This window comes from Elioraea sp. (genome assembly GCF_051860475.1).
GTDB lineage: Bacteria > Pseudomonadota > Alphaproteobacteria > Acetobacterales > Acetobacteraceae > Elioraea.
Window position 1 is genome coordinate 1 of record NZ_JBHYDW010000061.1, and the last position, 23,738, is coordinate 23,738.

Annotated in this window: 24 protein-coding genes; 12 read left to right on the forward strand and 12 right to left on the reverse strand. The window is 71.3% G+C overall.

Features of this window, described 5'->3' with window-relative positions:
* From ACTIFU_RS12240 to ACTIFU_RS12270, 7 genes are all read right to left on the reverse strand, one after another.
* Nucleotides 1-1,962: cation-translocating P-type ATPase (locus ACTIFU_RS12240; protein WP_439578589.1), on the reverse strand; the 1,962-nt coding region annotated here is incomplete at its 3' end.
* 109 nt (nt 1,963-2,071) lie between these two features.
* The gene (locus tag ACTIFU_RS12245) at nt 2,072-3,445 is read right to left on the reverse strand and encodes a hypothetical protein (protein WP_439578590.1); all 1,374 of its coding nucleotides are present in this window, start codon (nt 3,443-3,445) and stop codon (nt 2,072-2,074) included.
* Nucleotides 3,446-3,453: 8 nt separating this feature from the next.
* Nucleotides 3,454-4,137: an ATP-binding cassette domain-containing protein gene (locus tag ACTIFU_RS12250; RefSeq protein ID WP_439578591.1), complete on the reverse strand. Its 684-nt coding sequence runs from the start codon at nt 4,135-4,137 to the stop codon at nt 3,454-3,456.
* Entirely contained in the window at nt 4,137-5,330 is a 1,194-nt protein-coding gene (gene devC / locus ACTIFU_RS12255) for an ABC transporter permease DevC (protein WP_439578592.1), read from the reverse strand. The genes ACTIFU_RS12250 and devC overlap by 1 nt, the downstream gene beginning before the upstream one ends.
* Before the next feature lie 26 nt (nt 5,331-5,356).
* Nucleotides 5,357-6,391 (reverse strand): efflux RND transporter periplasmic adaptor subunit, encoded by a 1,035-nt coding sequence (locus tag ACTIFU_RS12260; RefSeq protein WP_439578593.1) that lies wholly within the window; start codon nt 6,389-6,391, stop codon nt 5,357-5,359.
* The gene (locus ACTIFU_RS12265) at nt 6,388-6,942 is read right to left on the reverse strand and encodes a TetR/AcrR family transcriptional regulator (protein WP_439578594.1); all 555 of its coding nucleotides are present in this window, start codon (nt 6,940-6,942) and stop codon (nt 6,388-6,390) included. Before ACTIFU_RS12265 ends, ACTIFU_RS12260 begins: the two co-directional genes overlap by 4 nt.
* A gap of 87 nt (nt 6,943-7,029) precedes the next feature.
* Nucleotides 7,030-7,359 carry an NIPSNAP family protein gene (locus ACTIFU_RS12270; protein ID WP_439578595.1) on the reverse strand — a complete coding sequence of 110 codons (330 nt, stop codon included), beginning with the start codon at nt 7,357-7,359 and terminating at the stop codon, nt 7,030-7,032.
* Between the two features lie 96 nt (nt 7,360-7,455).
* Between ACTIFU_RS12270 and ACTIFU_RS12275 the strand changes: the two genes are divergently transcribed.
* A complete protein-coding gene (locus ACTIFU_RS12275; RefSeq protein WP_439578596.1) occupies nt 7,456-8,085 on the forward strand; it encodes a DUF2272 domain-containing protein in 630 nt (209 codons plus the stop codon).
* 4 nt (nt 8,086-8,089) lie between these two features.
* Here the strand turns inward: ACTIFU_RS12275 and ACTIFU_RS12280 are convergent, their stop codons facing one another.
* A complete protein-coding gene (locus ACTIFU_RS12280) occupies nt 8,090-8,824 on the reverse strand; it encodes an SDR family NAD(P)-dependent oxidoreductase (protein ID WP_439578597.1) in 735 nt (244 codons plus the stop codon).
* Nucleotides 8,821-9,783, reverse strand: coding sequence for a Bug family tripartite tricarboxylate transporter substrate binding protein (locus tag ACTIFU_RS12285; protein ID WP_439578598.1), 963 nt, complete (start codon nt 9,781-9,783; stop codon nt 8,821-8,823). Before ACTIFU_RS12285 ends, ACTIFU_RS12280 begins: the two co-directional genes overlap by 4 nt.
* Before the next feature lie 206 nt (nt 9,784-9,989).
* Here ACTIFU_RS12285 and ACTIFU_RS12290 point away from each other — a divergent pair, with 206 nt between their 5' ends.
* Both ACTIFU_RS12290 and ACTIFU_RS12295 read left to right on the forward strand, forming a co-directional pair.
* Entirely contained in the window at nt 9,990-10,442 is a 453-nt protein-coding gene (locus tag ACTIFU_RS12290) for a tripartite tricarboxylate transporter TctB family protein (protein WP_439578599.1), read from the forward strand.
* Between the two features lie 4 nt (nt 10,443-10,446).
* Nucleotides 10,447-11,964 (forward strand): tripartite tricarboxylate transporter permease, encoded by a 1,518-nt coding sequence (locus tag ACTIFU_RS12295; protein WP_439578600.1) that lies wholly within the window; start codon nt 10,447-10,449, stop codon nt 11,962-11,964.
* A gap of 25 nt (nt 11,965-11,989) precedes the next feature.
* On the opposite strand, the gene ACTIFU_RS12300 is transcribed toward ACTIFU_RS12295, so the two are convergent.
* Both ACTIFU_RS12300 and phaR read right to left on the reverse strand, forming a co-directional pair.
* Nucleotides 11,990-12,424, reverse strand: a complete 435-nt coding sequence (locus ACTIFU_RS12300) for a helix-turn-helix domain-containing protein (RefSeq protein WP_439578601.1) — start codon at nt 12,422-12,424, stop codon at nt 11,990-11,992.
* Between the two features lie 120 nt (nt 12,425-12,544).
* The gene (phaR, locus tag ACTIFU_RS12305; protein WP_439578602.1) at nt 12,545-13,180 is read right to left on the reverse strand and encodes a polyhydroxyalkanoate synthesis repressor PhaR; all 636 of its coding nucleotides are present in this window, start codon (nt 13,178-13,180) and stop codon (nt 12,545-12,547) included.
* A 332-nt stretch (nt 13,181-13,512) separates the two neighbouring features.
* Here phaR and ACTIFU_RS12310 point away from each other — a divergent pair, with 332 nt between their 5' ends.
* From ACTIFU_RS12310 to ACTIFU_RS12325, 4 genes are all read left to right on the forward strand, one after another.
* On the forward strand, nt 13,513-14,787 hold the full coding sequence (locus ACTIFU_RS12310; RefSeq protein ID WP_439578603.1) for an alpha/beta fold hydrolase: 1,275 nt from the start codon (nt 13,513-13,515) through the stop codon (nt 14,785-14,787).
* Nucleotides 14,788-14,873: 86 nt separating this feature from the next.
* Nucleotides 14,874-16,046 (forward strand): acetyl-CoA C-acetyltransferase, encoded by a 1,173-nt coding sequence (locus tag ACTIFU_RS12315; protein ID WP_439578604.1) that lies wholly within the window; start codon nt 14,874-14,876, stop codon nt 16,044-16,046.
* A 24-nt stretch (nt 16,047-16,070) separates the two neighbouring features.
* A complete protein-coding gene (locus ACTIFU_RS12320; protein ID WP_439578605.1) occupies nt 16,071-16,730 on the forward strand; it encodes a methyltransferase domain-containing protein in 660 nt (219 codons plus the stop codon).
* Nucleotides 16,731-16,793: 63 nt separating this feature from the next.
* Nucleotides 16,794-17,603 (forward strand): methyltransferase domain-containing protein, encoded by an 810-nt coding sequence (locus ACTIFU_RS12325; protein ID WP_439578606.1) that lies wholly within the window; start codon nt 16,794-16,796, stop codon nt 17,601-17,603.
* Nucleotides 17,604-17,651: 48 nt separating this feature from the next.
* Here ACTIFU_RS12325 and ACTIFU_RS12330 read toward each other — a convergent pair whose 3' ends face one another.
* Nucleotides 17,652-18,749, reverse strand: a complete 1,098-nt coding sequence (locus ACTIFU_RS12330) for an SMP-30/gluconolactonase/LRE family protein (protein ID WP_439578607.1) — start codon at nt 18,747-18,749, stop codon at nt 17,652-17,654.
* Between the two features lie 195 nt (nt 18,750-18,944).
* Here ACTIFU_RS12330 and phbB point away from each other — a divergent pair, with 195 nt between their 5' ends.
* From phbB to ACTIFU_RS12355, 5 genes are all read left to right on the forward strand, one after another.
* Nucleotides 18,945-19,667: an acetoacetyl-CoA reductase gene (phbB, locus tag ACTIFU_RS12335; RefSeq protein ID WP_439578608.1), complete on the forward strand. Its 723-nt coding sequence runs from the start codon at nt 18,945-18,947 to the stop codon at nt 19,665-19,667.
* 10 nt (nt 19,668-19,677) lie between these two features.
* The gene (locus ACTIFU_RS12340) at nt 19,678-20,331 is read left to right on the forward strand and encodes a YciI family protein (RefSeq protein WP_439578609.1); all 654 of its coding nucleotides are present in this window, start codon (nt 19,678-19,680) and stop codon (nt 20,329-20,331) included.
* A gap of 88 nt (nt 20,332-20,419) precedes the next feature.
* Nucleotides 20,420-21,478 carry an alpha/beta hydrolase gene (locus ACTIFU_RS12345; RefSeq protein ID WP_439578610.1) on the forward strand — a complete coding sequence of 353 codons (1,059 nt, stop codon included), beginning with the start codon at nt 20,420-20,422 and terminating at the stop codon, nt 21,476-21,478.
* A gap of 86 nt (nt 21,479-21,564) precedes the next feature.
* A complete protein-coding gene (gene lnt, locus ACTIFU_RS12350; RefSeq protein WP_439578611.1) occupies nt 21,565-23,112 on the forward strand; it encodes an apolipoprotein N-acyltransferase in 1,548 nt (515 codons plus the stop codon).
* 180 nt (nt 23,113-23,292) lie between these two features.
* Nucleotides 23,293-23,738 (forward strand): helix-turn-helix domain-containing protein (locus tag ACTIFU_RS12355; protein ID WP_439578612.1); only part of this gene is annotated, 446 nt, incomplete at its 3' end.

A 23,738-nucleotide genomic window follows, 5' to 3' on the forward strand; every position in this document is an offset into this window, starting at 1 on the left:
GGACTGGCCCATCGCCACGCCGATATCCGCGCGCTTCAGCGCCGGCGCATCGTTCACGCCGTCGCCCGTCATCGCCACCACGTGGCGGCGCGCCTGGAGTGCCTGCACAAGCCGGAGCTTGTGCGCAGGCGTGGTGCGCGCGAACACGTGCACGGTCTCGGCCGCGCGGATCAGCGCGCGGTCGTCCATCGCGTCGAGCTCGGCGCCGGTCAGCGCGCCGGTGGAGACATCGAGCCCGATCTCGCGGCCGATCGCGACCGCCGTGCCGGCGTGGTCGCCGGTGATCATGGTGACGGCGATGCCGGCGCGGCGGCACTCGGCGACCGCGGCGATCGCCTCCTCGCGCGCCGCGTCGATCAGGGCGGCGACGCCGAGCAGGTCGATCTCGTTGATGTCGTCGAACTCGAGCGTGAGGTGATCGGGCTCGGTCGGCCGCGCAGCGACCGCGATCAGGCGGTAGCCGCGCTCGGCGAGCGCATTGAGCCGTGCGTGCCACGCCTCGCCCACATGCTTGCAGCGCGCGAGCAGCACCTCGGGCGCGCCCTTCACCGCGATCAGCGCGTGGCCCTCGTGGTCGTGGTGCAGGGTCGCCATGAACTTGTGGTCGGACTCGAACGGGATCGCGTCCGTACGGCTCCAGTGGCGCTGGATCGCCGCGGCATCGAGGCCCGCCTTGGCGGCGGCGACCAGGAAGGCGCCGTCGGTCGGGTCGCCCTCGATCGCCCAGTTGCCCTTCTCGTCGTGCAGCCGCGCGTCGTTGCACAGCACCGCCGCGCGCAGCATCCCGGCGAGTGCCGCGTCGTCCTCGGCGGCGACGGGCGTGCCGTCACGCGTGATGTCGCCTTCCGGCACGTAACCGACGCCGGCGACCTCGATCTCGCCGTCGGGCAGCGCGATCGCGCGCACGGAGAGCTCGTTGCGCGTCAGCGTGCCGGTCTTGTCGGTGCAGATGACATCGACGCTGCCGAGCGCCTCGACCGCCGGCAGACGGCGCACGATCGCGTTGCGCGCGGCCATGCGGCGCACGCCGAGCGCGAGGATCACGGTGATCACCGCCGGCAGGCCCTCGGGGATGGCGGCCACCGCGATCCCTACCGCGGCGAGGAACATCTCGCTCGCGGGCAGGCCGCGCAGCGCGTAGCCGAAGGCGAAGGTGGCGGCGGCGAGCAGCAGGATCGCGACGCTCAGTGCCTTGCCGAACTGGGAGATCGCGCGCAGCAGCGGCGTCTGGAGCTGTTCGACCTCGGCGAGCATGTCGGAGATGCGGCCGATCTCGGTGTTCGTCCCCGTGGCAATGACGATGCCGCGGCCGTGGCCGGCGGCGATCACGGTGCCGGAGAAGGCCATCGAGGTCCGGTCGCCGAGGGCGGCGTGGTCGTCCACCGGGTCGGGCGACTTGGCGACCGGCAGGCTTTCGCCGGTGAGGATCGCCTCCTGGACGCTGAGGCCGCGCGCGCGGATGATGCGCAGATCCGCGGGCACGCGGTCGCCCGGTTCCAGCACGACCAGGTCGCCGGGCACGATCTGTTCGGCATCGATGCCGTGGCGATGGCCGTTGCGGATCACGGTGGCGCGCGGCGAGAGCATCCGCCGCACGGCATCCATCGCCTGTTCGGCCTTGCCCTCCTGGATGAAGCCGACGATCGCGTTGATCACCACCACCGCGACGATCACGATCGTATCGACCCAGTGCTCAAGCAGCGCGGTGACGACGGCGGCGCCGAGCAGCACCTGGATCAGCACGTTCTGGAACTGCGCGAGGAACCGGCGCAGCGGTCCGGCGCGCGCGGGTTCGGGCAGGCTGTTCTGTCCGTGCTGGGCGAGCCGGGCCGCGACCTCGGCGTCATCGAGCCCGTGGGCGCTGGTGCCGAGACGCGTGCAGACCTCGTCGGCCGGCAGTGCGTGCCAGTGCGGTACCTTGGTCATGATCGAGGTGTGTCCGCAGCCGGGGCGGATGGTCAAGGGACAAGGCCACCTGGCCAACGCGGGCGCTCGGCTGCGCTATGCGGTCCGAGGGAGGAGCGTCCCGGCCTTGGTCACGTTTGCCCGTCGCGCCGCTAGTCGTCCGGCGTCACCTCGCAACGGAATGTGGCCGCGCTGCGGCGGACATGGCGCTGTGCGGCTGCGCATCCTCCCGCCTCGGCCAGAATGAAAGGACGGCGCCCAGCGGCAGCAGCCAGACGATCCGCGCCTGGTAGCGCAGGTGCGGCTTGGACAGCGCCCCGGTCGCGAGCGCGTTCGCCGTCACGCCCCCAACCAGGCACAGCACGAGCCCCAATCGTCGCCAATCGCGGCGCTGCGCGAGGCGCACCACGGCCAACGCGAGGACGGGCAGGGACGCGAGCAGAACCGTTGTGTGCACCCGCAGGAACGGTGTCGCGAGCTCCTCGAGCTCACCGCGCATCTGTGCGCCGGCCTCGAACGCGGCGCGCTCGCGCGAGGGGAAGCCGCGCGAGAGAACCTTATCGGCGAACTCGTCCAGATCCAGGTTGTCCAGCGTGTCGCCCACGCGCACCAGCACGAGCTGCCGCCCCCAGTTCTGCAACGCTGAGCGCGCCACCGCAGCGGGATGGTCCGAGAGCGTCGCGGCGACGATCGCGCCGGCCTCCGGGACGAGCCGGACGCTCCCCATCGGCCGTACCGGGCTCTCGGGGCTCCAGAGGAAGGCATCACTGTCCATCGGCATCCGGTCGATGAAGTCGCAGAAGTACCAGCCTGCTGCCGGGCAGCGTGCGCGCAGGGTCATGATGGCAGGCCCGTCCTCCTGGAGTCTGGCCAGCAGGAAGATCGCACCGTGCGGCGAGAGGGTAACGCGGCCGAAGGCGTGCCAGTTTGCTCCCAGAAGGAACGCAACGGCGGCCGCCAGCGGCACCGCCGCGCGCAACGCCGGCCGCCAGTGCCGACGTGCGAGCAGCACCGCGACCACGAGCACGGTCGCGCTCGGCAGGTGCGAGAGATGGACGGCGATCGCGACCGCGCCGATCATTGCGACCGCGATCGTCTCGGCGCGTGCCAGACGTCCTTCGCCGAAGCCGAGCAGGTAGAGACACAGCACGACCACGGGCGTGAAGAAATCCGGCATCAGCATCGCACTGACCCACGGGGCCGAGGTCAGCCCGGCCAAGCCCGCCGCCAGGGCCAGGTGCCGCACCGGGGTGACGCTCCCGCAGGCCACGCGCTGCACCAGCCACAGCAGCCACGACAGGATCGCGCCCTGCGCGGCGAGCGGCAGCCAAAGCGTGATCCCCTGGTGGAACAGCAGCAGGAACGGGCCGTAGGCCGCCGTCTTGTCCCACGGTGCCTCGCCCGTGATGGTGTGCAGCAGGTACGCGGCCGTATCGACGAAGATGATCGGATAGCCGTTCATCAGCGCCGGCCAGACGAGCAGGGCGCCGGCGGCGAGGATCGCACCGAGGCGCAGCGGCATCGTCGCGAGGGAGGGCATCCCGCGGCTCACGCGTGCGCGCCCTCGACGATCCGTCCGTCCTCCATGGCGATGATGCGGTCGGCGATGTCGTGGATGCGCGGATCGTGGGTGACGATGAAGACCGTGCGGCGCTGTTCCTTGGCAAGGCGTTGCAGGAGACGCATCGTCTCGCCGCCGGTCTTGCCGTCAAGTGCGGCTGTCGGTTCGTCGGCGAGGATCAGCCCCGGCCCGTGCACGAGCGCGCGCGCGATCGCCACGCGCTGGCGCTGCCCGCCCGAGAGCGTGGCCGGATCCGCGCGCGCCTTCTCGCCGATCCCAACGGCGTGCAGCATGGCGTCTGCGCGGTCCAACCGTTCGCGTTCGCTCAGCGACGCATCGACCTCGAGCGCCATCGCGACATTCTGCTGCGCGGTCAGGAACCCGAGCAGGTTGTGGTGCTGGAAGATGAAGCCCACGCGCCGGCGCACGGCGACGCGCGCCGCCTCGTCCGCGCCCGCGAGCTCGGTGCCGAGCACGACGCAGGACCCCTCCTGCACCGCGCGCAGCCCGCCGATCAGCGTCAGCAGCGTGGTCTTGCCCGAGCCCGACGGACCGGTCAGCAGCACCACCTCGCCGGCGCCGACGCGGAGGTCGAGTCCGTGCAGCACCGGCTTCGCAGCCTCGCCGTCGCCGAAGCGGTGCGTCAGCGCGCAGACCCGCACCGCGTCCATCAGAACATGTCCGCCGGATTGGCGTCGCGCAGCTTGCGGATCGCCAGCAGCCCGGAGACGACGCACATGCCGAAGATCAGCGCGAACACGCCGGCGCTCTTCTCCAGCGTCATCGTCAGCGGGATGAAGATCTGCGCCGAAGCAAGCTGGTAGAGCCCAAGCCCAAGCAGCCAGCCCGGGATGTAGCCCAGCACGGCGAGGATCAGCGCCTCGCCCATCACCACGCGCACGAGATACCCGTTCGTGTAGCCCATCGCCTTCAGCGTCGCGTACTCGCCGATGTGGCGCGAGATGTCGCTGAACAGGATCTGATAGACGATCACACAGCCTACGATCAGGCCGATCACCACACCGAGGCCGAAGATGAACCCGATCGGCGCGGTGTTCGCCCAGTAGTCCTTCTCGAACGCGATCAGCTCGGGCTTGGTCATCACCATCACGTCGTCCGGCAGGATGCGCCTCAGCGCCGCCCGCGTCGCCGCCACATCCGCACCCGCGCGCAGCACGATCGCGCCCACGTTCACCTGCGCGGGCGAATGGTTCGGCACGAAGCGCCAGAAATTCGCCTCCGAGGTCAGCGCATTCCCCTCCGAGCCGAAGGTCGCGCCGATCTCGAACAGTCCCGCCACCTCCACGCGGCGATTGCCGAGCTCGCTGATCACCGGGCCTTCCGCGAGCCAGGCTGGTACCGCACCGAACTCGGGCTTCGACCGTGCATCGAACAGGATCACATCGGGTTTCGTGATCGCCGCGAGTCCCTCGGGCGCGAGGCCAGGGAAGGTGATCACACCGGCCGTCGGATCGACCCCGAACAGCAGCAGCGTGCGCTTCAGGCTCGTCTGCGGGTTCTTCCACGTGACATTCTGTGCGTAGATCGGCGCCACCCGCTCGACCTCCGGCAACGCCAGCGCCTGCGCCAACCGGGCGCGAGGGAAGGGGGTCGAGCGCCACAGCGCCTCGGTCGTGCTGTGCATCAGGAACAGATCGGCGTTCAGCGACTTCTGGATCTGCACCGCGCTGTCGAACAGCGCCGTCATGAAGCCGAGCTGCATGAAGATCAGCAGGCAGGCGAACACCACGCCCGAGATCGCCGCGGCGAGGCGGGACGTCTCGTGGCGAAGCTGACGCCAGGCCAGTCGGAAGGGCAGGAAAACCGAGGGGGCGCCGCCCCCTCGACCCCCGGCAAGGGCCATTGGCCCTTGCATCCCATCAACCCACCTCACGGCTGGATCGACACCTGGACCTGCATGTTGGTGCGTCGACGCAACGCGTCGTTCGCCGCCGCGTCCAGCCGCAGGCGCACCTCCACAACGCGGCTGTCGATGCTGGCGACGGGGTCGGGGCTCAGCACCGATTGGCGACCGATGCGCCAGCCGACGTCCACCACACGCGCCGCGAACGCGCGATCCGTGCCGGGCACGAACACCTGCGCCGCCGCACCCTGGCGCACGCGCGGCAGATCCGTCTCGTACACCTCGGCGACGACGTCCAACGCCGAGAGGTCCGCGAGCTCCAGCAGACCGTCCTCCGGCACGCGCTCGCCGGGCCGCGCATGCACCTTCAGCACCGTGCCCGCGATCGGGGCGACGATCCGGGCGAGGTCGCGCGCCGCCCGCGCCTCCACGACCGCGGCACGCGAAGCCGCGACCTCCGCCTCGGACACGGCGAGGTCCTCCGCCCGCGGGGACAACAGCGCTGCGAGCTCTGCCTCGGCCCGCGCGCGCTCGGCCGTCGCCTGGGCCGCGGCGAACCGCGCGCGATCCCACGTCGCCTGATTGCCCGCCGCCGTGCGCAACAGCTGCTCCGCCCGCCGCGCCTCGCGCACGGCACTCTCCTCGGCCGCCGCAGCCGCTGCGACCCGCGCCCGCGCCGCTGCGATCTCGGTGTCGCGCCCCGCCGCCTTGAGCCGCTTGAGCCGCGCCTCGGCGAGCGCGAGCGACGCCTCGGCCTGCGCCAGCGCCGCCTCCTTGCGCGGCAGATCATGCATCTCGGCGAGCACCTGGCCTGCCGCGACCTCGTCGCCCTCCGCCACCAGCAGCCGCGCGACGCGGGCGCCCTCCGGCCCGGCACCATGCGAGACCCGCAACACGCGGCTCGCCGGCTCCACCCGCCCAAGCGCGCCGACCCCGACCGGCGCCGCATCGGCCGCCCTCGCGGCCGGCGCCCGCGTGGGCACCACCTCCCGCATGGCCAGCAGCCCCACCGCCGGCACGATCGCCAGCGCCGCGGCCGCGATGACAACGATGCGCTTCATGGCGACGCGAGCGCGCGCAGCACGCGCTCCATCGCCGTCGCCTGCTCCGCCGTCGGCGTCCAGAGCCCGAACACCTTGGCGAGAAACAGCCCGTCCGCCGCCGCCATCACGACATGCGCCTGGCCGGGCGGCAGCCCGTCATCCTCCACCTGGGCGCGGATGCGCGCATGCTCGGCGCGGATCGGATCGATCAGCTTGGGATCGTGCGCATGCGCCGACAGAAGCGCCGCGGCGATGCGCAGGTCGCGCTCGGCGCGCTCGGGCGTGCTGTGCAGCGCCCAGGCGATCACCCCGCGCGTGTGCTGCCCCGGTCCCGGCGGCTCGGCCGCCACCACCGCGTCGAAGGTCGCCCGCATCTCGGCCGCCATGCGCTCGACCAGCGCGGCGAGCAGCGCCTCCTTGGAGCGGAAATGGTGCAGCAGCCCGCCCTTGCTGACGCCCGCCTCGGCGGCCACCGCGTCGAGCGACAGGGCGGAAACGCCACGCGCAGCGACCACGGACTCGGCGGCATCGAGCAGCCGCTCGCGTGTCTCCTGGACCTTCAGCATCATGCCACGCTACATACCGTCCGGACGGTCCGGCAGCAAGACCGTCCGGACGGTCGGGCGGCATCACATCGCGGTCACATCCCGGGGCGGTCACATCCCGGGCAGCGGTGTCCAGTGCGCCGCCGGCTTGATGATCCGGTTCTCCATGTGGACGAGGTAGCCGGCCTCGGCCTGCTTCGCGAGATATGCCTGCCACGCCGGGTCCGCCGCCATCGCCGACCGCTTCGCCTCGCGATCGGCCTGCGAATCGTAGGCCCACATGTGCACCACCTGGTTGAGTTGGCCCTCCACGGTCACGTACCAGCCGACGCAGCGCCCCAGGTACTTCTGCTGCAACGGCCAGGCGTGCTCGCGGTAGAGCGCGACGAAGGCATCGAGATGGTTGGGCTTGCAGGTGTAGATGCGCAGATCGACGATCACGGCGTTTCCTTTCGGTGGAGATGGGCGGATGGCGGCACGGTTGCAGCCGAGGCGCAGGGTAGACGAGCCGCGCGCGATGCGTCAGGCAGGGCGCCGATGAACACGGTGGCGGAACGGCTCGCTGCCTGGGCCGAGGGCGAGGAGGCGCGCTTCCTCGGCCGTACCGAGGACGAGGAGCCGTGCAACGGCTGGATCGCAGAGTACTGGCGCATCGTTGGCGACGCGGCGGGCCGGCCGCACTACCACCACGTGGACGGGCGCACGGTCGACGCGAATGGCGACCGCTGGGCGTGGTCGGCCGCCTTCATCGGCGCCGGTGTCTGGGCGGCGACGCGCGGCGCAGACTGGTTCGCCTATTGCGAGTGGCACTCGACCTATCTGCGCGACGCGATCCGCCGCGCGGGCGAGGCGGGCGATCAGCCCTACCGTGCGCACCCGATCGAGGCGGTGCCGGTGCGGCGCGGCGACATCGTCGTGCAGTGGCGGCAGGGGATCGGCGACGGCGCGCCCGACCGGCCGGTGACCTGGCAGAGCGCCCCGCGCATCGACCCGTTCACCAGCCACGGCGACGTTGTCGTGCGCGCGGTCGACGGCGCGGTTGAGATCGTCGGCGGCAATCTCGCCGACACGGTGCAGCGCCGACGTCTGGTCCTCGCACCTGAGGGTCACCTGCGCGACACCGCGCAGGTGCGCGGTCACTGGTTCGCGCTGATCCGTTTCGGTTGACGGGTCACGTCAGCGTCTGCCCGCCATCCACCGCGATCGTCTGCCCGGTCACCCAGCGCGCGGCCGGGGAGACCAGGAACAGGATCACCTCCGCCACCTCCTCCGGCGTGCCGAGCCGGCCGAACGGGATGCCGGCCAGGATGCGGGCATAGAGCGGATCGCCCGACAGCCGCCGCCGCTCCCACGATCCGCCCGGGAACTCGATCGATCCCGGCGCGACGCAGTTCACGCGGATGCCCTGCTTGGCGAGCGCTGCGGCCTGGGAGGTGGTGTAGTGGATGAGCGCCGCCTTCACCGCGCCGTAAGGTGGGGTGCGCGGGCTCGGCTGCAGCCCGGAGATCGACGAGACATGCACGATCGACCCGCCGCCCGCCTGCGCGATGTGCGGGATCGCCTGGTGGCTCGCGCGCACCGACGCCATCACATCCACCGACAGGCTCGCCGCCCAGCCCGCCTCGTCGTCGGTCGAGCCGAAGCCCGAGGCGTTGTTCACCAGGATCTCGAGCCCGCCGAGCGCATCCACTGCCGCGTCGACATATCGGCGCACCGCGTCGCCATCGGCGAGGTCGCACACCGCGCCGTGCGTGGCATAGGCGTCGCGCGCCGCCGCGACTCCCTCCGCGCCGCGCGCGCACACCGACACCGCCGCGCCGGCACGCGTGAACGCCTCGGCGATCGCGCGGCCGATCCCGCGCGTCCCGCCCGTGACGATCGCGCGCTGGCCCGCCAGCACCGTCACTGCACGGTGATCCCGGCGGCCTGGATCACGCCCTTCCATGTGTCGCTCTCGGCGCGGATATGCGCCTCGGCCTCGGCGGGGCCGTGCGCCGGCAGGTCGGAGCCCGCGCGCGCGAGCCCCTCGCGCAGGGCGGCGCTGCCGCGCGCGGCGGCGACCGCGGCGGCGATCCGCTGCACCACCGGCTCGGGGGTCGCGCGCGGCGCGAACAGCCCGTGCCAGGTGATCACGGTGAGGTCGGGCAGACCGGCCTCGCGTGCGGTCGGCACATCAGGGAGTGCCGCCATGCGGCGCTCGCCGGTGACGAACAGCGCGGCGAGCTTGCCCTCGGCCACGTGGCTCTGCACCGCCGAGAGCAGCGTGATGAAGGCGGCGATCCGCCCGCCGAGCAGATCCGTCATCGCCTCGGGGCTGCCGCGATAGGGCACGTGTTCGAGCCGCGCGCCCGTCTTCATCTTGAACAGTTCCATGCCGAGATGGGCGAGGCTGCCGGGGCCGACGCTGGCGTAGGAGAGGTCTGCGCCCGGGGCCTTCGCCTTGGCGAGGAACTCCGGCAGCGTGCGCGCGACCCGTGCATCCGAAACGACCACGAACGGCGCGGTCGCCAGCAGCGCCAGCGGACGCAGGTCGTTCAGCGGATCGATCGGCAGGTTCGCGCGCAGATGCGGGATCATGGTGAAGCTGCCGGGGAAGCAGACGAGCAGCGTGTGTCCGTCGGGGCGTGCGCGCGCCACCGCCTCCGCGCCGATCATGCCGCCGGCGCCGGCGCGCGGCTCGGTGACGATCGCATGCCCGCCGATCTGTTCCTTGATCGCATCGGCCCAGAGCCGCGCGGTGAGGTCGACCGTGCTGCCGCCGGGTGCGCAGACGATGATGCGGACGGGATCGCGTCCGGGCCAGTCCTGGGCGAGGGCGGGCGCGGCCGCGAGCAGGGCGGCGAGGGTGGCGGCGATCAGGCGCATGGCGGACGGTTCCCCGGGATGGTTCACGGGCAAACCTAGCGCCGCTGCGCCCGCTTGGTAAGCAGCGGCCGGGCGCGGCCATGATTGGCGATCGCGGTTGCGCCGATCGGTAATCTGCGGCAAAGCTAGACGTAGTCGCCGCACGGGCCAGATCGGCCAGGTAGCGGTGCGGCCGGCCAGAGGCCCGGTCACTGGGGGAGACGGCGATGCGGGAGACTCGCCTCGACATCCGGGAACTGCTCGCGGGTGGATTCACGATCGGCCTGGGTGCGAGTGCGATCTGGATCGCGCAGGACTACCCGTTCGGCGAGCTGCGCCGGATGGGCCCCGGCTACTTCCCGACCTCGCTCGGCTGGATCCTGATCGGACTGGGCGCGGTGATCGCGACCGGCGGCTTCCTGCGCGGCGGGGTGCAGCCGCGGCCGGAGTGGCGCAACCTGATCGGTGTGCTCGCCGCCATCCTGGCCTTCGCGCTGGTGGTCGAGCGCTTCGGGCTGATCGCCGCGATCGTCGCGCTCGTGTTCATCTCCTCGGCCGCCGATCGTAGCACGACCTATCGGGGCACTGCGATCCTCACGGTGTGCCTCGTGCTCATGGCGGTCGGCATCTTCGTCGAGGGCCTGGGCATCCCATTCCGCATCTGGCAATGGCCGTACTGATCCGATGGACCTGATCGACAACCTCGCCCTCGGCTTCGCCACGGCGCTGTCGCCGACGACACTGTTCTGGTGCTTCGTCGGCGTGACGCTCGGCACCTTCATCGGCGTGCTGCCGGGGGTAGGCGCGCTCGCCACGGTCTCCATGCTGCTGCCGCTGACCTTCCACCTGGACGCGACCACCGCGCTGGTGATGCTCGCGGGGATCTACTACGGCGCGCAGTATGGCGGCTCGACCGCATCGATCCTGCTGAACCTGCCGGGCACGCCCTCGGCCGCGGTCACCTGCCTGGACGGCTATCCGATGGCCAAGCAGGGCCGCGCCGGCGTCGCGCTGGCGATGACGACGGTGGCGTCATTCTTCGGCTCCTGTGTGGCGATCCTGATCATCGCGAACTTTGCCGCCCCGCTGGCCGAAATGGCGCTGCGCTTCGGCCCGGCCGAGTACTTCTCGATGATGGTCCTCGGGCTGCTCGCCGCCTCCACCCTCGCCCAGGGTTCGCCCTTCAAGGGGGTGGCGATCGTGGTGGTCGGGTTGTTGTTCGGCATCGTCGGCACCGACGTGAATACGGGGATGCAGCGCTTCACCTTCGGCATCCCGGATCTGTTCGACGGCCTCAATCTGGTCGCGGTGGCGATGGGGCTGTTCGGCGTCTCGGAGGTGATCGCGAACATCGGCAAGGTCCGCGCGCTTTCGGGCGACACGGGCAAGATCACGCTGCGCAGCCTGATCCCGACGCGCGACGATGTGCGCCGGTCGTGGTTCCCGATGATCCGCGGCTCGGGCGTGGGCGCGTTCTTCGGCATCCTGCCCGGCACCGGCGCGTCGATCGCGGCCTTCATGTCCTATGCGGTCGAGAAGCGGGTGGCGAAGGACCCCTCGCGCTTCGGCAAGGGCGCGATCGAGGGGATCATGGCGCCGGAGAGCGCCAACAACTCGGCCGCGCAATCCGCCTTCATCCCGACGCTGACCCTCGGCATCCCGGGCGATGCAGTGATGGCGCTGATGCTGGGGGCGTTGATGATCCACGGCATCGCGCCGGGGCCGCGGGTGGTGGTGGAGCATCCGGAGCTGTTCTGGGGCCTGATCGCCTCCTTCTGGATCGGCAACGTGCTGCTGGTGATCCTGAACCTGCCGCTGGTCGGGATCTGGGTGAAGATGCTGCAGATCCCGTACCGGGTGCTGTACCCGTCGATCCTGCTGTTCATCTGCATCGGTGTCTATTCCATCAACAACAACGCCTTCGACGTGCTGCTGGTGGTGGTGTTCGGGTTCCTCGGCTACGGCATGATGATCATGGGGTTCGAGCCGGCGCCGCTGCTGCTCGGCTACATCCTCGGGCCGCTGATGGAGGAGCATCTGCGCCGCGCGCTGCTGCTCTCGCGCGGCGACATGACCGTGTTCCTGACGCGGCCGATCTCGGCCGGATTCCTGACCGCGACCTTCCTGCTGATCGCCTTCGTCGCCTGGGGCGCGATCCGCCGGCGCGGGCGGCCCGCGCCGCTGATCGCGCCCGGCGCCTGACCGGGACCGGCCCTATGGCGGGGCGCTACTCGGCCTCGCGCTTGGCCTCGGCCAGGACCCGGGCCATCTGGCTCAGCGCCACCTGGTGCCGTTCATTGGTGATCTGCGCGAAGTTGCGCGCGACTTCGAGGCAGAGGCGTTGGCGTGGCGACAGCTGCGCGGTCTCGCCCCCGGCGCCGAGGCCCTCGAAGAACCAGCTCACCGGCACGCCGAGCGTCTGGGCGATGCCGTAGAGCCGACCGGCCGAGATCCGGTTCAGCCCGCGCTCATATTTGTGCGCCTGCTGGTAGGTCACGCCGATCGCCTCGGCGAGCTGTTGCTGGCTCATCCCCAGCAGCAGCCGCCGCTCGCGGATGCGCGCGCCGACATGGCGGTCGGCGGCGCCCGCGCGCATCGGCAGTGCTGGCGGCTCCTGAAGCCCGGCACCGACGGACGTCTGGACCAAGGACGAGATGCTCATCGTGATCTCCCGTTCTGGCACGGTATGGGGGAGTGGCCGTACCTTCGGACGATGGCCTAAACCGGACATTCAGCCTTGGGTTGCCCCCTCACGAGGGAACAAACCCGTGAGCGGCGGGGTCTATTCCTTCCGCCCCCGCAGGGCGGCAAGCTCGCTCTTCAGCGCGGTCAGCTCCGCCTTCAGCCGCTCGAGCTCGCGCAGGTCAGTGTCGGGCTCACCGGGCGTCGACGTGCCGCCGCCGGGCGGCGCGCCCGCGCCGCGATAGAACGGGGTGAACAGGCTGAACGCGCGCTCCATCATCGCCACGTTCTGCTTGCCCATCTCCTCCATCGAGAACGGGAACAGCCCCTCCATGGTCTGCTGCATCGCCTTGCGCATCTGCTCCTGCTGGCGCGCGAACAGGCCCATCGAGTGCTCGAGGTAGCGCGGCACCAGGGATTGGAGGCTGTCGTCGTAGAAGCTGATGAGCTGGCGCAGGAAGCCGATCGGCAGCAGGTTGCCGCCCTTCCCCTCCTCCTCGACGATGATCTGGGTCAGCACCTGGCGGGTGATGTCCTCGCCGGTCTTGGCGTCGTAGACGACGAACTCGCGCCCCTCCTTCACCATCCGGGCGAGGTGATCGAGGGTGACGTAGGACGAGGCCTCGGTGTTGTAGAGCCGGCGGTTGGCGTATTTCTTGACCACCACCGGCTGTTGCTGTGCCGAGCGGTCAGCGGTGCTGTCGCCGGGAGTGCCCGACCGGACCGGCTCGGCCATCAGCGTCGTCCTCTTGCCGTCATGCTGCGGTGCAGCCTAGCACCCCAGCACCCCCGCTTCACGTGCAATCTCGCGATCTGCCTGCGACGTTTCCCGCACCGCAACACTGCTCTAGGATGGCGTCCGGACATGGACGGGACCGATGGACGGGGCCGAGGAGTCCGGGGCCGAGCTCGACCAGCTGGCCCGGGACTGGATCACGTTGTGGCAGAGCGAACTGACCGCGCTCGCTTCCGATACCGAAGCGGTCGAGACATGGACGCGGCTGCTCTCGCTCTGGGCCGCGGCCGCCTCGGCGGGGCTGGCCATGGCGCCGCGCGCGGGGCCCGTGCATGACCCATACGCCGCCCGGCCCGCTCCGCCGCCGCGGGCCGCGCCCGCTGGCGCTGCACCTGATGCTGGCGGCGTGGCGGGGGATGGCGGCCGCGGCGACGCCGTCCTGGCCCGCATCCTCGACCGGCTCGACGCGATCGAGCGGCGGCTCGCGGCGCTGGAGGTCGGACGAGGCCGCCGCGGGGGCCGAGGCGCTGGCACAGCGCCTGGCCGAAGCCGGACACGCCCCGGCTGAGCTGGCCGCCGCGGCGCTGCGCGAGCTCGCGCGCCAGGACCGCGCGCTGATCACCGGCATTGCCGCCTATCGCCGCCACCCCTGGCAGCGCACCCTCGCCGATCCGCCCGCGCTCTGGAGCGAGGGCGGCTCGCGGCTGCTGGACTACGGCGCCACCGCCTCCGTACCGGCCGCCGCACCGGTGCTGCTGGTGGTGCCGTCGCTGGTGAACCGCGCGCATGTGCTGGACCTGATGGAGGGCGGCTCCATGCTGCGCTTCCTCGCCGCGCGCGGGCTCCGGCCGCTGCTGCTCGACTGGGGCTGGCCCGGCGAGGTGGAGCGGCGCTTCACGCTCACCGACTACATTGCCGGGAGGCTGGAACGCGCGCTCGCGGCGGCGGCGGCCGAGGCGGGCGGAGCCGCGCTGCTCGCCGGATACTGCATGGGGGGCCTGCTCGCCCTCGCAGCCGCGCAACGCCGGCCCGATCTGGTGCGCGCGCTCGCGGTGCTGGCCACGCCGTGGGACTTCCACGCCGGCGACCCCGACCGCGCCCGCGCCCTCGCCGCCGCCTTGCCGCTCTACGAGCCGGCGCTCGCCTTCGCCGACGCCCTGCCGGTGGACATTCTCCAGACGATGTTCGCGGCCCTGGATCCGTTCGGCATCGCCGCCAAGTATCGCGGCTTCGCCCGGCTCGATCCCGGGAGCGCCCGCGCGCGGCTGTTCGTGGCGCTCGAGGACTGGCTGAACGACGGCGTGCCGCTCGCCGCTCCGGTGGCGCGCGAGTGCCTGTCCGGCTGGTACGGGCGCAACGAGCCAGCGCGCGGGGCCTGGCGCGTGGCCGGTCTGCCGGTCGAGCCGGCGGCCGTGCGGTGCCCCTCCTTCGTTGCGGTGCCGGGGCGTGACCGCATTGTGCCGCCCGAATCCGCCCTGCCGCTGGCCGAGGCCCTGCCCGGTGCGATGCTGCACCAGCCGACGGCGGGGCATATCGGCATGGCGGCGGGCAGCGGGGCGGAGGCCGCGCTGTGGCGCCCGCTCGCCGACTGGGCGTCTGCCCTGTAGCGCGCGCGCTTGTGTGCCTGCCCTGCCGCGGTGCACCATCGCATCAACCCGGGGTGCCAGCCCCCAACCCGAGGAGAGAGCCAGCCATGACCGAGGTCGTCATCGCCGCCGCCGCGCGCACGCCCGTCGGCTCCTTCAGCGGCGCCTTTGCCACGCTCACCGCCCATGCGCTCGGTGCGGCCGCGATCAAGGGCGCGCTGGAGCGCGCGCGCGTCGCGCCCGAGGAGGTGGACGAGGTGGTGCTGGGCCAGATCCTCACCGCGGGTGCGGGCCAGAACCCGGCGCGCCAGGCCGCGATCGCGGCCGGCATCCCGCACGAGACGACCGCCTACGGGGTGAACCAGCTCTGCGGCTCGGGGCTGCGCACGGTGGCACTCGGCTACCAGGCGATCCTGACCGGCGATGCGAAGATCGTCGTTGCCGGCGGGCAGGAGAGCATGACCCAGGCGCCGCACTGCGCGCAGCTCCGCGCGGGCGTGAAGATGGGCACGGCCGAGTTCCTCGACACCATGCTGAAGGACGGGCTGTGGGACGCGTTCCACGGCTACCACATGGGCAACACGGCGGAAAACGTCGCGCAGAAGTACCAGATCACCCGCGACCAGCAGGACGCCTTCGCCGCCGACAGCCAGCAGAAGGCGGGTGCGGCGATGAAGGCCGGGCGGTTCCGCGACGAGATCGTTCCGGTCACCGTGAAGACCCGCAAGGGCGAGGTGGTGGTCGAGAACGACGAGTATCCGCGCCCCGACACAACGCTGGAGGTGCTGGCGAAGTTGCGTCCGGCCTTCGCCAAGGACGGCACGGTGACCGCCGGCAACGCCTCGGGCATCAACGACGGCGCGGCCGCGGTGGTGCTGATGACGGCCGAGGAGGCGGCGAAGCGGGGTGTCACACCGCTCGCGCGCATCGTCGCCTGGGCGACCGCCGGGGTCGATCCCGCCATCATGGGAACGGGCCCGATCCCGGCGTCGCGGATGGCGCTGAAGAAGGCCGGCTGGTCGATCGACGATCTCGACCTGATCGAGGCGAACGAGGCCTTCGCGGCCCAGGCCTGCGCGGTGAACAAGGATCTCGGCTGGGACCCGGCGAAGGTGAACGTGAACGGCGGCGCGATCGCGCTCGGCCACCCGATCGGCGCGTCGGGCGCGCGGGTGCTGAACACGCTGCTGTTCGAGATGCAGCGCCGCAACGCCAAGAAGGGGCTGGCCACGCTCTGCATCGGCGGCGGCATGGGGATTGCCATGTGCGTGGAGCGGTGACGGCGATGTAGCGCGGACGCGGCCATGCCCGGTGGCCTCGGCAGCGGCGCGGCGTTCAATCCGTCGTCACCGTCGAGCCATGCGGGCTGCGTCGCCGCGATCGTCGCGGAGTTCATCGACACCGCCCCGGCAGGGCCCGTGCGCGTGCTCGACATCGGCGGCACCGGCGCCTTCGCCGCGCGCCTGGCCGAGGGCGCACGCGCGATGACGATCGTCACGGTCAATCCGGACACGCGCGTCGCGGCCGAATTCGACGACATCCGCAAGCTCGATCCACCGGATGCGGCGCCGTTCGCAAACTGTTTTGACCTCGCGATGATGTTCGGCGTCTCGATGTACATGGACCGCGAGGAGCTCGGTTTCGTGCTGGGCGAGGCCCGGCGCCGGCTCAAGCCGCATGGCGCGATGCTGGTCTCTGATCCGGATCCGGACAGTGTCACGGGCGGGCTGGACGTCATCCTGAAGGCCGCGGTCCATCCGGTGCGGCAGGTGCCCGTGATCGGGCGCGTGCTCGGCGCGCTCGGCATACCGGCCCAGAAGCTGACGCCCTGGCGCGCCGGCGCAATCGAGGACCTGCTTCGCGCGGCGCATTTCTCGCGCATCGACCGCCGGCCCGACCTGACGCCGTGGGGACGCGGCAGCTACCGCCTGCCGCCCTATTTCTGCGTGGTCGCGCGGCCGTGACCGCGCCGGGCCGCCACCTTCCGGCCCGAACAGCCTGATCCTCCGCACGACCGGAGCACCGCCATGAGCGCACGCTATGTGCACGGCTACGAGGCGACGGAGGCGATCCGCCTGCAGGACCAGGCGCAGACGCTCGAGCACCTGCTGCATGCCGACACCGTCTATCCCGTGGGCGACACCGTCCTGGAAGCCGGGTGCGGCGTGGGCGCGCAGACACTGCCGCTCGCGCGCAACAGTCCCGGCGCGCACGTCACCGCGGTCGACGTCTCGGCCACGTCGCTGGCCGAAGCGGAGCGGCGTGTCCGCGAGGCCGGGCACGGCCATGTGACGTTCCGGCAGGCTGACATCCTCGCGCTGCCGTTCGCGCCGGCCTCGTTCGATCACGTGTTCGCCTGCTTCGTCCTTGAGCACCTGCCGCGCCCGCGCGAGGCCCTGGCGGCGCTTGGGCGCGTGCTGAAGCCTGGCGGAACGATCACGGTGATCGAAGGCGATCACGGCTCGGCCTTGATCCACCCGCGGAGCGACGCGGCGGAGGCCGCGATCGGTGCGCAGGTGGCGTTGCAGCGCATGGCGGGCGGGGACGCGCTGGTCGGGCGCCAACTGTTTCCGCTGCTCGGCGCGGCCGGCTTCGTCGGGGTGCAGGTCTCGCCGCGCCTCGTCTATGTGGATGCGAGCCGCCCCGCGCTGGTCGACGGGTTCATCCGCCGCACCTTCACGGCGATGATCGCGGGCGTGCGCGCGCAGGCGATCCGGGCCGGGATCATCGAGGCGGAGGTGTTCGATGCCGGCATCCGCGCGCTGCTCCGGACCGCGGAGGCCGACGGGGTGTTCTGCTACACCTTCTTCAAGGCGACGGCGCGTCGGGCCGCCTGACGTGACCGGGACGGGCCGGCGCGACCGCGGCCGGCCCGTCCCGCCGCCTCAGCAGAAATGCGCCCCGCGCGTCTCCACCATCACGGTGTAGAGGCTCTGGCTCGCGGTCATGAACAGCCGATTGCGCCGCGCGCCCCCGAAGCACACGTTCGAGCAGATCTCCGGCAGCCGGATCTGGCCGATCCGCTCGCCGTTCGGGGCGAAGATGTGGACGCCGTCATAGCCGTCGCCCACCCAGCCGGCCGAGGACCAGACATTGCCCGCCTCGTCGCAGCGGATGCCGTCGGCGAAGCCGGCCTTTCCGTCCAGCGTCATGTCGGCGAAGGTCCGCGGGTTCGTCACCGTGCCGTTCTCGCTCGCGTCGAAGGCCCAGATGATCGGCTTCGCGTCCGGATAGTGGCTGCGCCCGGTATCGGCGACATAGAGCGTGCGGTAGTCCGGGCTGAAGCAGAGCCCGTTCGGCTTGAACGGCGCGTCGGTCACCTTGGTGATGCGGCCCGACTGTGCGTCGATGCGCCAGACCGCTTCCTTCTGGAACGGCCGCGGGCTCGCGCCACTCTGCGGCACGCGCTCACCTTCGTAGTCCATCAGCGCGCCGTAGCCCGGATCGGTGAACCAGATCGCGCCGTCGGCAGGGTGCACCACGCCGTCGTTCGGCGCGTTGAACGGGCCGTCGGGGCTGCGGTCGGCGAGCACGGTGACGCGGCCGTCGGGCTCGTAGCGCGCAACGTCGCGGTTGAAGTGGCGGAACGCGATCTGGCGTCCCTCGCGGTCGAAGGTGTTGCCGTTCGAGAAGCCCGATGGGTAGCGGAAGCGGCGGCTGACCTTCATGTCCTCCTCGGTCAGCCGCAGCGCCTCGTTGGCGGGGATGTCGGACCAGACCAGGAACCGCCCGGTGGCGTGCCAGGCGGGGCCCTCGGCCCAGGCCATGCCGGTATGGACGCGCTGGATCGCGGTGTTGCCAAGCCGCGCGCGGAAGCGCGTCGGGTCGAGCGCGATGATGTCAGGATCGGGATAGCGGATCGGCGGCGCGCCGGGGCCGTAGTTCCGCTGGCCAGCGGCGGGGCCGGCGATCACGCCGGCGGCGGCCAGGGTCGCAGCCGAAAGGACGGCGCGCCTGGAGGCGCCGGTTGTGGTCGTGCTCATGCGTCTCTCTCCCTCGGCCGGGCCGGCGCCCGGGTCGGCCCGTGTCCGCACTGATCATGCCACAGCCGAGGGTGGTGGATGCAACTGCGCGAACGCGTCCACACGGAATCTCCTTGTCCTGGTCGCGTTCATCGGGTGTCGTAAGGACACGCGCCGCGCAGGCGCCAAACTCGTCCAGGGAGAGGGAACACCCAGATGGCACGTGTGGCACTCGTCACCGGCGGCACCCGCGGCATCGGCGCGGGGATCTCGAAGGCGCTGCTCGCGCAGGGGCGCACCGTGGTCGCGTCCTATGCCGGCAACGACGCGGCGGCGTCGGCTTTCTCGCAGGAGACGGGCTGCAAGGTCTACAAGTTCGACGTCGCCGATTTCGACGCGTGCAGGGCGGCGATCGCGAAGATCGAGGCCGAGGTCGGTCCGATCGAGATCCTGGTGAACAACGCCGGCATCACGCGCGACGCGACCATGAAGCGGCTGACGCGCGAGATGTGGGATGCCGTGATCGATACCAATCTCGGCTCCTGCTACAATCTCTGCAAGCTGGTGTGGGACGGCATGAACGCGCGCAAGTTCGGCCGGATCGTCAATATCGGCAGCGTGAACGGCCAGGCCGGGCAGTACGGCCAGGTGAACTACGCGGCGGCGAAGTCGGGCATCCACGGCTTCACCAAGGCGCTGGCGCAGGAGGGCGCGCGCGGGGGGATCACGGTGAACGCGATCGCGCCGGGCTATGTCGACACCGACATGGTGCGCGCGGTGCCGCAGGACGTGCTCGAGAAGATCATCGGCCGGATCCCCGTCGGCAGGCTGGGCCATGTCGAGGACATCGCGCGTGGCGTGGCGTTCCTGACCGCGGACGACGCGTCGTTCATCACCGGCTCGACGCTGTCGATCAACGGCGGTCAGCACATGTACTGAGGCGCGGGCGATGGCCTGGATCGTGCTTGCGTTCGACGGCGTGGACGAGGGGGCGCCGGCGCGGCGTGCAGCGGCGCGCGAGCGGCATCTCACGGTGATCGCGGCGATGGCCGGGGATGGGCGGCTCGCGCTCGGCGTGCCGCTGATGGAGGAAGATGGGCGGATCGTCGGGTCGCTGATGGTGCTGTCGGGCGAGACGCAGGCGGGCCTCGACGCCTATCTCGCCGAGGAGCCGTTCGCGCGCGAGGGCGTGTGGGCGCGGATCGATGCGATGCCGGGCCGGATCGCCCCCTTGCCCTATCGCCCGCTGCCCTCGCCGGGCTCGCCGATGCCGACCATGCGCACGCACACGGTGATCGTGGCGATGGACGGCACCGACGAGGGGGCGGTGGCGCGGCGCATGTCGGTGCGTCCGGCGCACATGGCGCGGATCGCTCCCTGTGCGGCGCGCGGCGAGCTGACGCTCGGCTGCGCGGTGCTGGATGCGCCGGGCGGGCAGATGATCGGCTCGGTGGTGGTGACGCCGCACGCCACCAACGCGGCGGCACGCGCCTTCTGGAACGACGACCCCTACGTGACGGAGGGCGTGTGGCGCGACCTGCGCATCTGGGGCACCGGGATCGCGCCCTTGCCGTATCGCCCGCTGCCGGGGGTTGCCGCCTGAGAGTCGGCTCGCGCCGAAGATGGTTGCGTTTTCGGTCCGAATTGGGTATAATTTCGTCGTAATATTGATGTAGCGACGGGAGGTGCCGGTGGCGACCACGCTGGTCCATTTCGCGACCAATCGCGAGGAGCTGTTCGAGGGCGAGGAGGTGGTCGGCTTCGGCCCGCGGCTGAACCCGAAATCGCCGCTCTGGCTCCGCTACGGGGCCGCCGAGATGGCGCCGCCGAAGAAGCGGTCGGCGCCGTTCGGCCTCGCCGGGATTCGCGTCGCCCCCGAGCAGATCCCGGGCGTCACCGCCGAGGCCGGCGGGGCGCCCGTGTTCGGCAGCGATGCCGTGTTCGAGGGGTTGCGCCTGCGGCTGATCGAGAACGACGCCGACCTGCTGCTGATGCTCCACGGCTATGCCTGCGACTTCGGCTGCGCGCTCTCGAACGCGGCCGAACTCAAGACGCAGTGGTCCACCAAGGCGACGCCGCTCGAAACCGCGATCTTCGCGTGGCCGGCGGACGGCAAGATCGTGCCGTGGCTGAGCTACGCGTCCGACCGCGACGACGCGCGGTCCTCCGCCAAGGCGGTGGCGCGCTCGCTGCATCGGCTGATGGCGTATCTGCGCGCGCTGCCGAGCAAGGACTGGTGCCGCGCGGACATCCACCTGGTCGCCCACTCGATGGGCAACTACATGCTGCGCAACGCGCTGCAGGCGCTCGTCTCCGATCTCGGCGGTCGCCCGCTGCCGCGCCTGTTCAAGACCATCTTCCTGATGGCGGCCGACGAGGACAGCGACGCGTTCGAGGATCCGAAGAAGTTCGCCCGGCTGCCGGAGCTCGCGGAGTCGGTGCAGGTCTACTTCGCGCGCAACGACCGCGCGCTCATGATCAGCGATCTGAGCAAGGGCAACCCCGACCGCCTCGGCACCACCGGCCCGCGCACGCTCACCGCCTTGCCGCAGAAGGTGACGCTGGTCGACTGCACGGAGGTCTCGGAGACCTCCCCCGTCTCTGACGCCAACCATCAGTACTACCGCAAGCGGGCCGAGGTCCTGGCGGATGTCCGCCAAGTGCTCGCGGGAGCGGCACCCGAGCAGGTGTCGGGCCGCGAGTGGGTGCCCGCGCGCTCCTGCTTTCGGATCAAGCCCGCGAAGCGCTGACCGGCCGGGCGGCGCAGGCCCGACTCGCATCGGATGCCGGGGCGGGCCTCTTGCCTTGACCGTCCTGGCCTGGGCAGGGTGCGCGCGTGTTCTCCCGCATCGGGTCCCATCTGCGCCGCCGCCGCGGCTGGCGCGCGCTGGTCACTTCTGCCGCTCTCGGCGCGCTGGCGGCGGCGGCCTTCCCGCCGGTGCATCTCGTGCCGGCACTGTGGCTCGCGTTCCCGGGCCTGCTGCTGCTGGCGGGGTCGCGCGAGACCGGGCGCGCTGCGTTCGCGGTCGGCTGGGCGTGGGGGATGGGGCACTTCATCGCCGGGCTCTACTGGATCTCGCACGCGCTGCTGACGGAAGCGGAACGTTTTGCCTGGCTGGTGCCGCTCGCGGTGCCGGGAATCGCGGCGGTGCTCGCGCTGTTCGTCGCGGTGCCGGTGGTGCTGGCGCTGCGCTGGCCGGAGGGCTGGCCGCGGGTGCTCGCCTTCGCGGGGCTGTGGACTCTGGCCGAGATCGCGCGCGGGGTGGTGCTGACGGGGTTCCCGTGGAACCTGCTCGGCACGGTCTGGGCGTTCGGCGCGCTGCCCGTGCAGGGCGCGGCATGGATCGGCACGCACGGGCTGTCGGCCTTGACGGTGGTGCTGGCGTGCCTGCCGCTGGTGTGGGGAAGGGCCGCGTGGGCCGCGGGCGGGGCGGTGCTGGCCGGCGGCGCGCTGTTCGGGCTGGTGCGGCTGCAGGCGGAGGAACCGGCGCCGGCGCCGGTGGCGCTGCGCGTCGTCCAGGGCAACATCGCGCAGGCGCACAAATGGCGCGAGGAGCTCAGGATCGCGCATTTCCGGCGCTATCTCGGCCTGACCGCGAGCGTGCCGCCTGCCGCCGACGGCGAAGGCCCGATCGTGGTGATCTGGCCCGAGACCGCGAGCCCCTACATGCTCGACAGCGACGCGACCGCGCGCGCGCTGGCGGCCGGGGCGCTTCCGGAGGGCGCGCTGCTGGTCGCGGGGAGTGTGCGGATCGAGCCGCGCCCCGAGGGCGCCGAGCCGCCGGTACGGATCTGGAACAGTCTGCTGGCGATCGATCCCGCCGGCAGCGTGATCACACGCTACGACAAGCATCATCTCGTGCCGTTCGGCGAGTATGTGCCGTTGCGCAGCGTGCTGCCGATCGAGACGGTGGTGCCGGGCAATCTCGATTTCTCCGCCGGCCCGGGCCCGATGACGCTGTCGCTGCCGGGCCAGCCGGTGCCGCCGTTCAGCCCGCTGATCTGCTACGAGGTGATCTTTCCCGGCAACGTGGTCGCCGCCGGCGAGCGCCCGGCCTGGCTGCTCAACCTCACCAACGACGCCTGGTTCGGGGTCTCGTCGGGACCGTACCAGCATCTCGCCTCGGCGCGGATGCGCGCGGTCGAGGAAGGGCTGCCGCTGGTGCGCGCGGCGAATACCGGCGTGTCGGCCGTATTCGATGCGCGCGGGCGTGTGGTGGCATCGCTGGGACTGAACCGGACCGGCGTGATCGCCGCGCCGCTGCCGGCGGCGCGCGCGCCGACACTCTATGCGCGCGCCGGCGTATGGTCGCCGCTGTCGGTCTCGATCCTGTTGCTTGGTGTCGCAACTGCACTTGGCAGACGGACGCATGTACCGTCTTAAAAATACGCCCATGGTGGTATTGGTGGTATGTTTTCCAGCGGGTTGATATGTCGTTGACGCGCTAGGGTTGTGTCGTATACCGTTCATCAACGACTGGGGCAGAAGGGCCCGTCGCGTCTGGGGGAAGATGGTCGGATGAGCGAAACAGCAGTGCCAGCCTCCGGCCGAAAGGGGGACCTGATGATGGCTGACGTGATCTCGGAGAAGCCCGAGCGGGAAAGCCGGCCGAGCCCGATCGACGTTCATGTCGGGAGCCGGATCCGGCTGCGCCGGACCCTGCTGGGGATGAGCCAGGAGCGGCTTGGGGAAGCACTCGGGCTGACCTTCCAGCAGGTGCAGAAGTACGAGCGTGGCGTGAACCGCGTGGGCGCGTCGCGTCTGTTCGATCTGGCGCGCGTGCTCGACGTGCCGATCAGCTTCTTCTTCGACGACATGCCCGAGCCGCTGGCGCGGGAGTATGGCGGCTCGGCCGTGCGCCGCGCGGTCGGCTTCGCCGAGCCCCAGGAGGGCTTCGACGACGAGACCCTGCACCGGCGCGAGACGCTGGAGCTGGTGCGGACCTACTACCGCATCTCCGATCCGTCGGTGCGCAAGCGGGTGTTCGACCTGATCAAGTCGCTCGCTCC

What these genes read in the sequence shown, in the direction of transcription:
- ACTIFU_RS12300 (WP_439578601.1), bottom strand. Translation starts at nt 12,424, where the DNA reads ATGAGCATCTCGTCCTTGGTCCAGACGTCCGTCGGTGCCGGGCTTCAG.
- phaR (WP_439578602.1), bottom strand. Translation starts at nt 13,180, where the DNA reads ATGGCCGAGCCGGTCCGGTCGGGCACTCCCGGCGACAGCACCGCTGAC.
- ACTIFU_RS12285 (WP_439578598.1), bottom strand. Translation starts at nt 9,783, where the DNA reads ATGCGCCTGATCGCCGCCACCCTCGCCGCCCTGCTCGCGGCCGCGCCC.
- ACTIFU_RS12295 (WP_439578600.1), top strand. Translation starts at nt 10,447, where the DNA reads ATGGACCTGATCGACAACCTCGCCCTCGGCTTCGCCACGGCGCTGTCG.
- ACTIFU_RS12340 (WP_439578609.1), top strand. Translation starts at nt 19,678, where the DNA reads ATGGCCTGGATCGTGCTTGCGTTCGACGGCGTGGACGAGGGGGCGCCG.
- ACTIFU_RS12275 (WP_439578596.1), top strand. Translation starts at nt 7,456, where the DNA reads ATGAACACGGTGGCGGAACGGCTCGCTGCCTGGGCCGAGGGCGAGGAG.
- ACTIFU_RS12245 (WP_439578590.1), bottom strand. Translation starts at nt 3,445, where the DNA reads ATGCCCTCCCTCGCGACGATGCCGCTGCGCCTCGGTGCGATCCTCGCC.
- ACTIFU_RS12250 (WP_439578591.1), bottom strand. Translation starts at nt 4,137, where the DNA reads ATGGACGCGGTGCGGGTCTGCGCGCTGACGCACCGCTTCGGCGACGGC.
- ACTIFU_RS12310 (WP_439578603.1), top strand. Translation starts at nt 13,513, where the DNA reads ATGACCCATACGCCGCCCGGCCCGCTCCGCCGCCGCGGGCCGCGCCCG.
- ACTIFU_RS12325 (WP_439578606.1), top strand. Translation starts at nt 16,794, where the DNA reads ATGAGCGCACGCTATGTGCACGGCTACGAGGCGACGGAGGCGATCCGC.
- ACTIFU_RS12260 (WP_439578593.1), bottom strand. Translation starts at nt 6,391, where the DNA reads ATGAAGCGCATCGTTGTCATCGCGGCCGCGGCGCTGGCGATCGTGCCG.
- ACTIFU_RS12290 (WP_439578599.1), top strand. Translation starts at nt 9,990, where the DNA reads ATGCGGGAGACTCGCCTCGACATCCGGGAACTGCTCGCGGGTGGATTC.
- phbB (WP_439578608.1), top strand. Translation starts at nt 18,945, where the DNA reads ATGGCACGTGTGGCACTCGTCACCGGCGGCACCCGCGGCATCGGCGCG.
- devC (WP_439578592.1), bottom strand. Translation starts at nt 5,330, where the DNA reads ATGGCCCTTGCCGGGGGTCGAGGGGGCGGCGCCCCCTCGGTTTTCCTG.
- ACTIFU_RS12330 (WP_439578607.1), bottom strand. Translation starts at nt 18,749, where the DNA reads ATGAGCACGACCACAACCGGCGCCTCCAGGCGCGCCGTCCTTTCGGCT.
- ACTIFU_RS12315 (WP_439578604.1), top strand. Translation starts at nt 14,874, where the DNA reads ATGACCGAGGTCGTCATCGCCGCCGCCGCGCGCACGCCCGTCGGCTCC.
- ACTIFU_RS12265 (WP_439578594.1), bottom strand. Translation starts at nt 6,942, where the DNA reads ATGATGCTGAAGGTCCAGGAGACACGCGAGCGGCTGCTCGATGCCGCC.
- ACTIFU_RS12320 (WP_439578605.1), top strand. Translation starts at nt 16,071, where the DNA reads ATGCCCGGTGGCCTCGGCAGCGGCGCGGCGTTCAATCCGTCGTCACCG.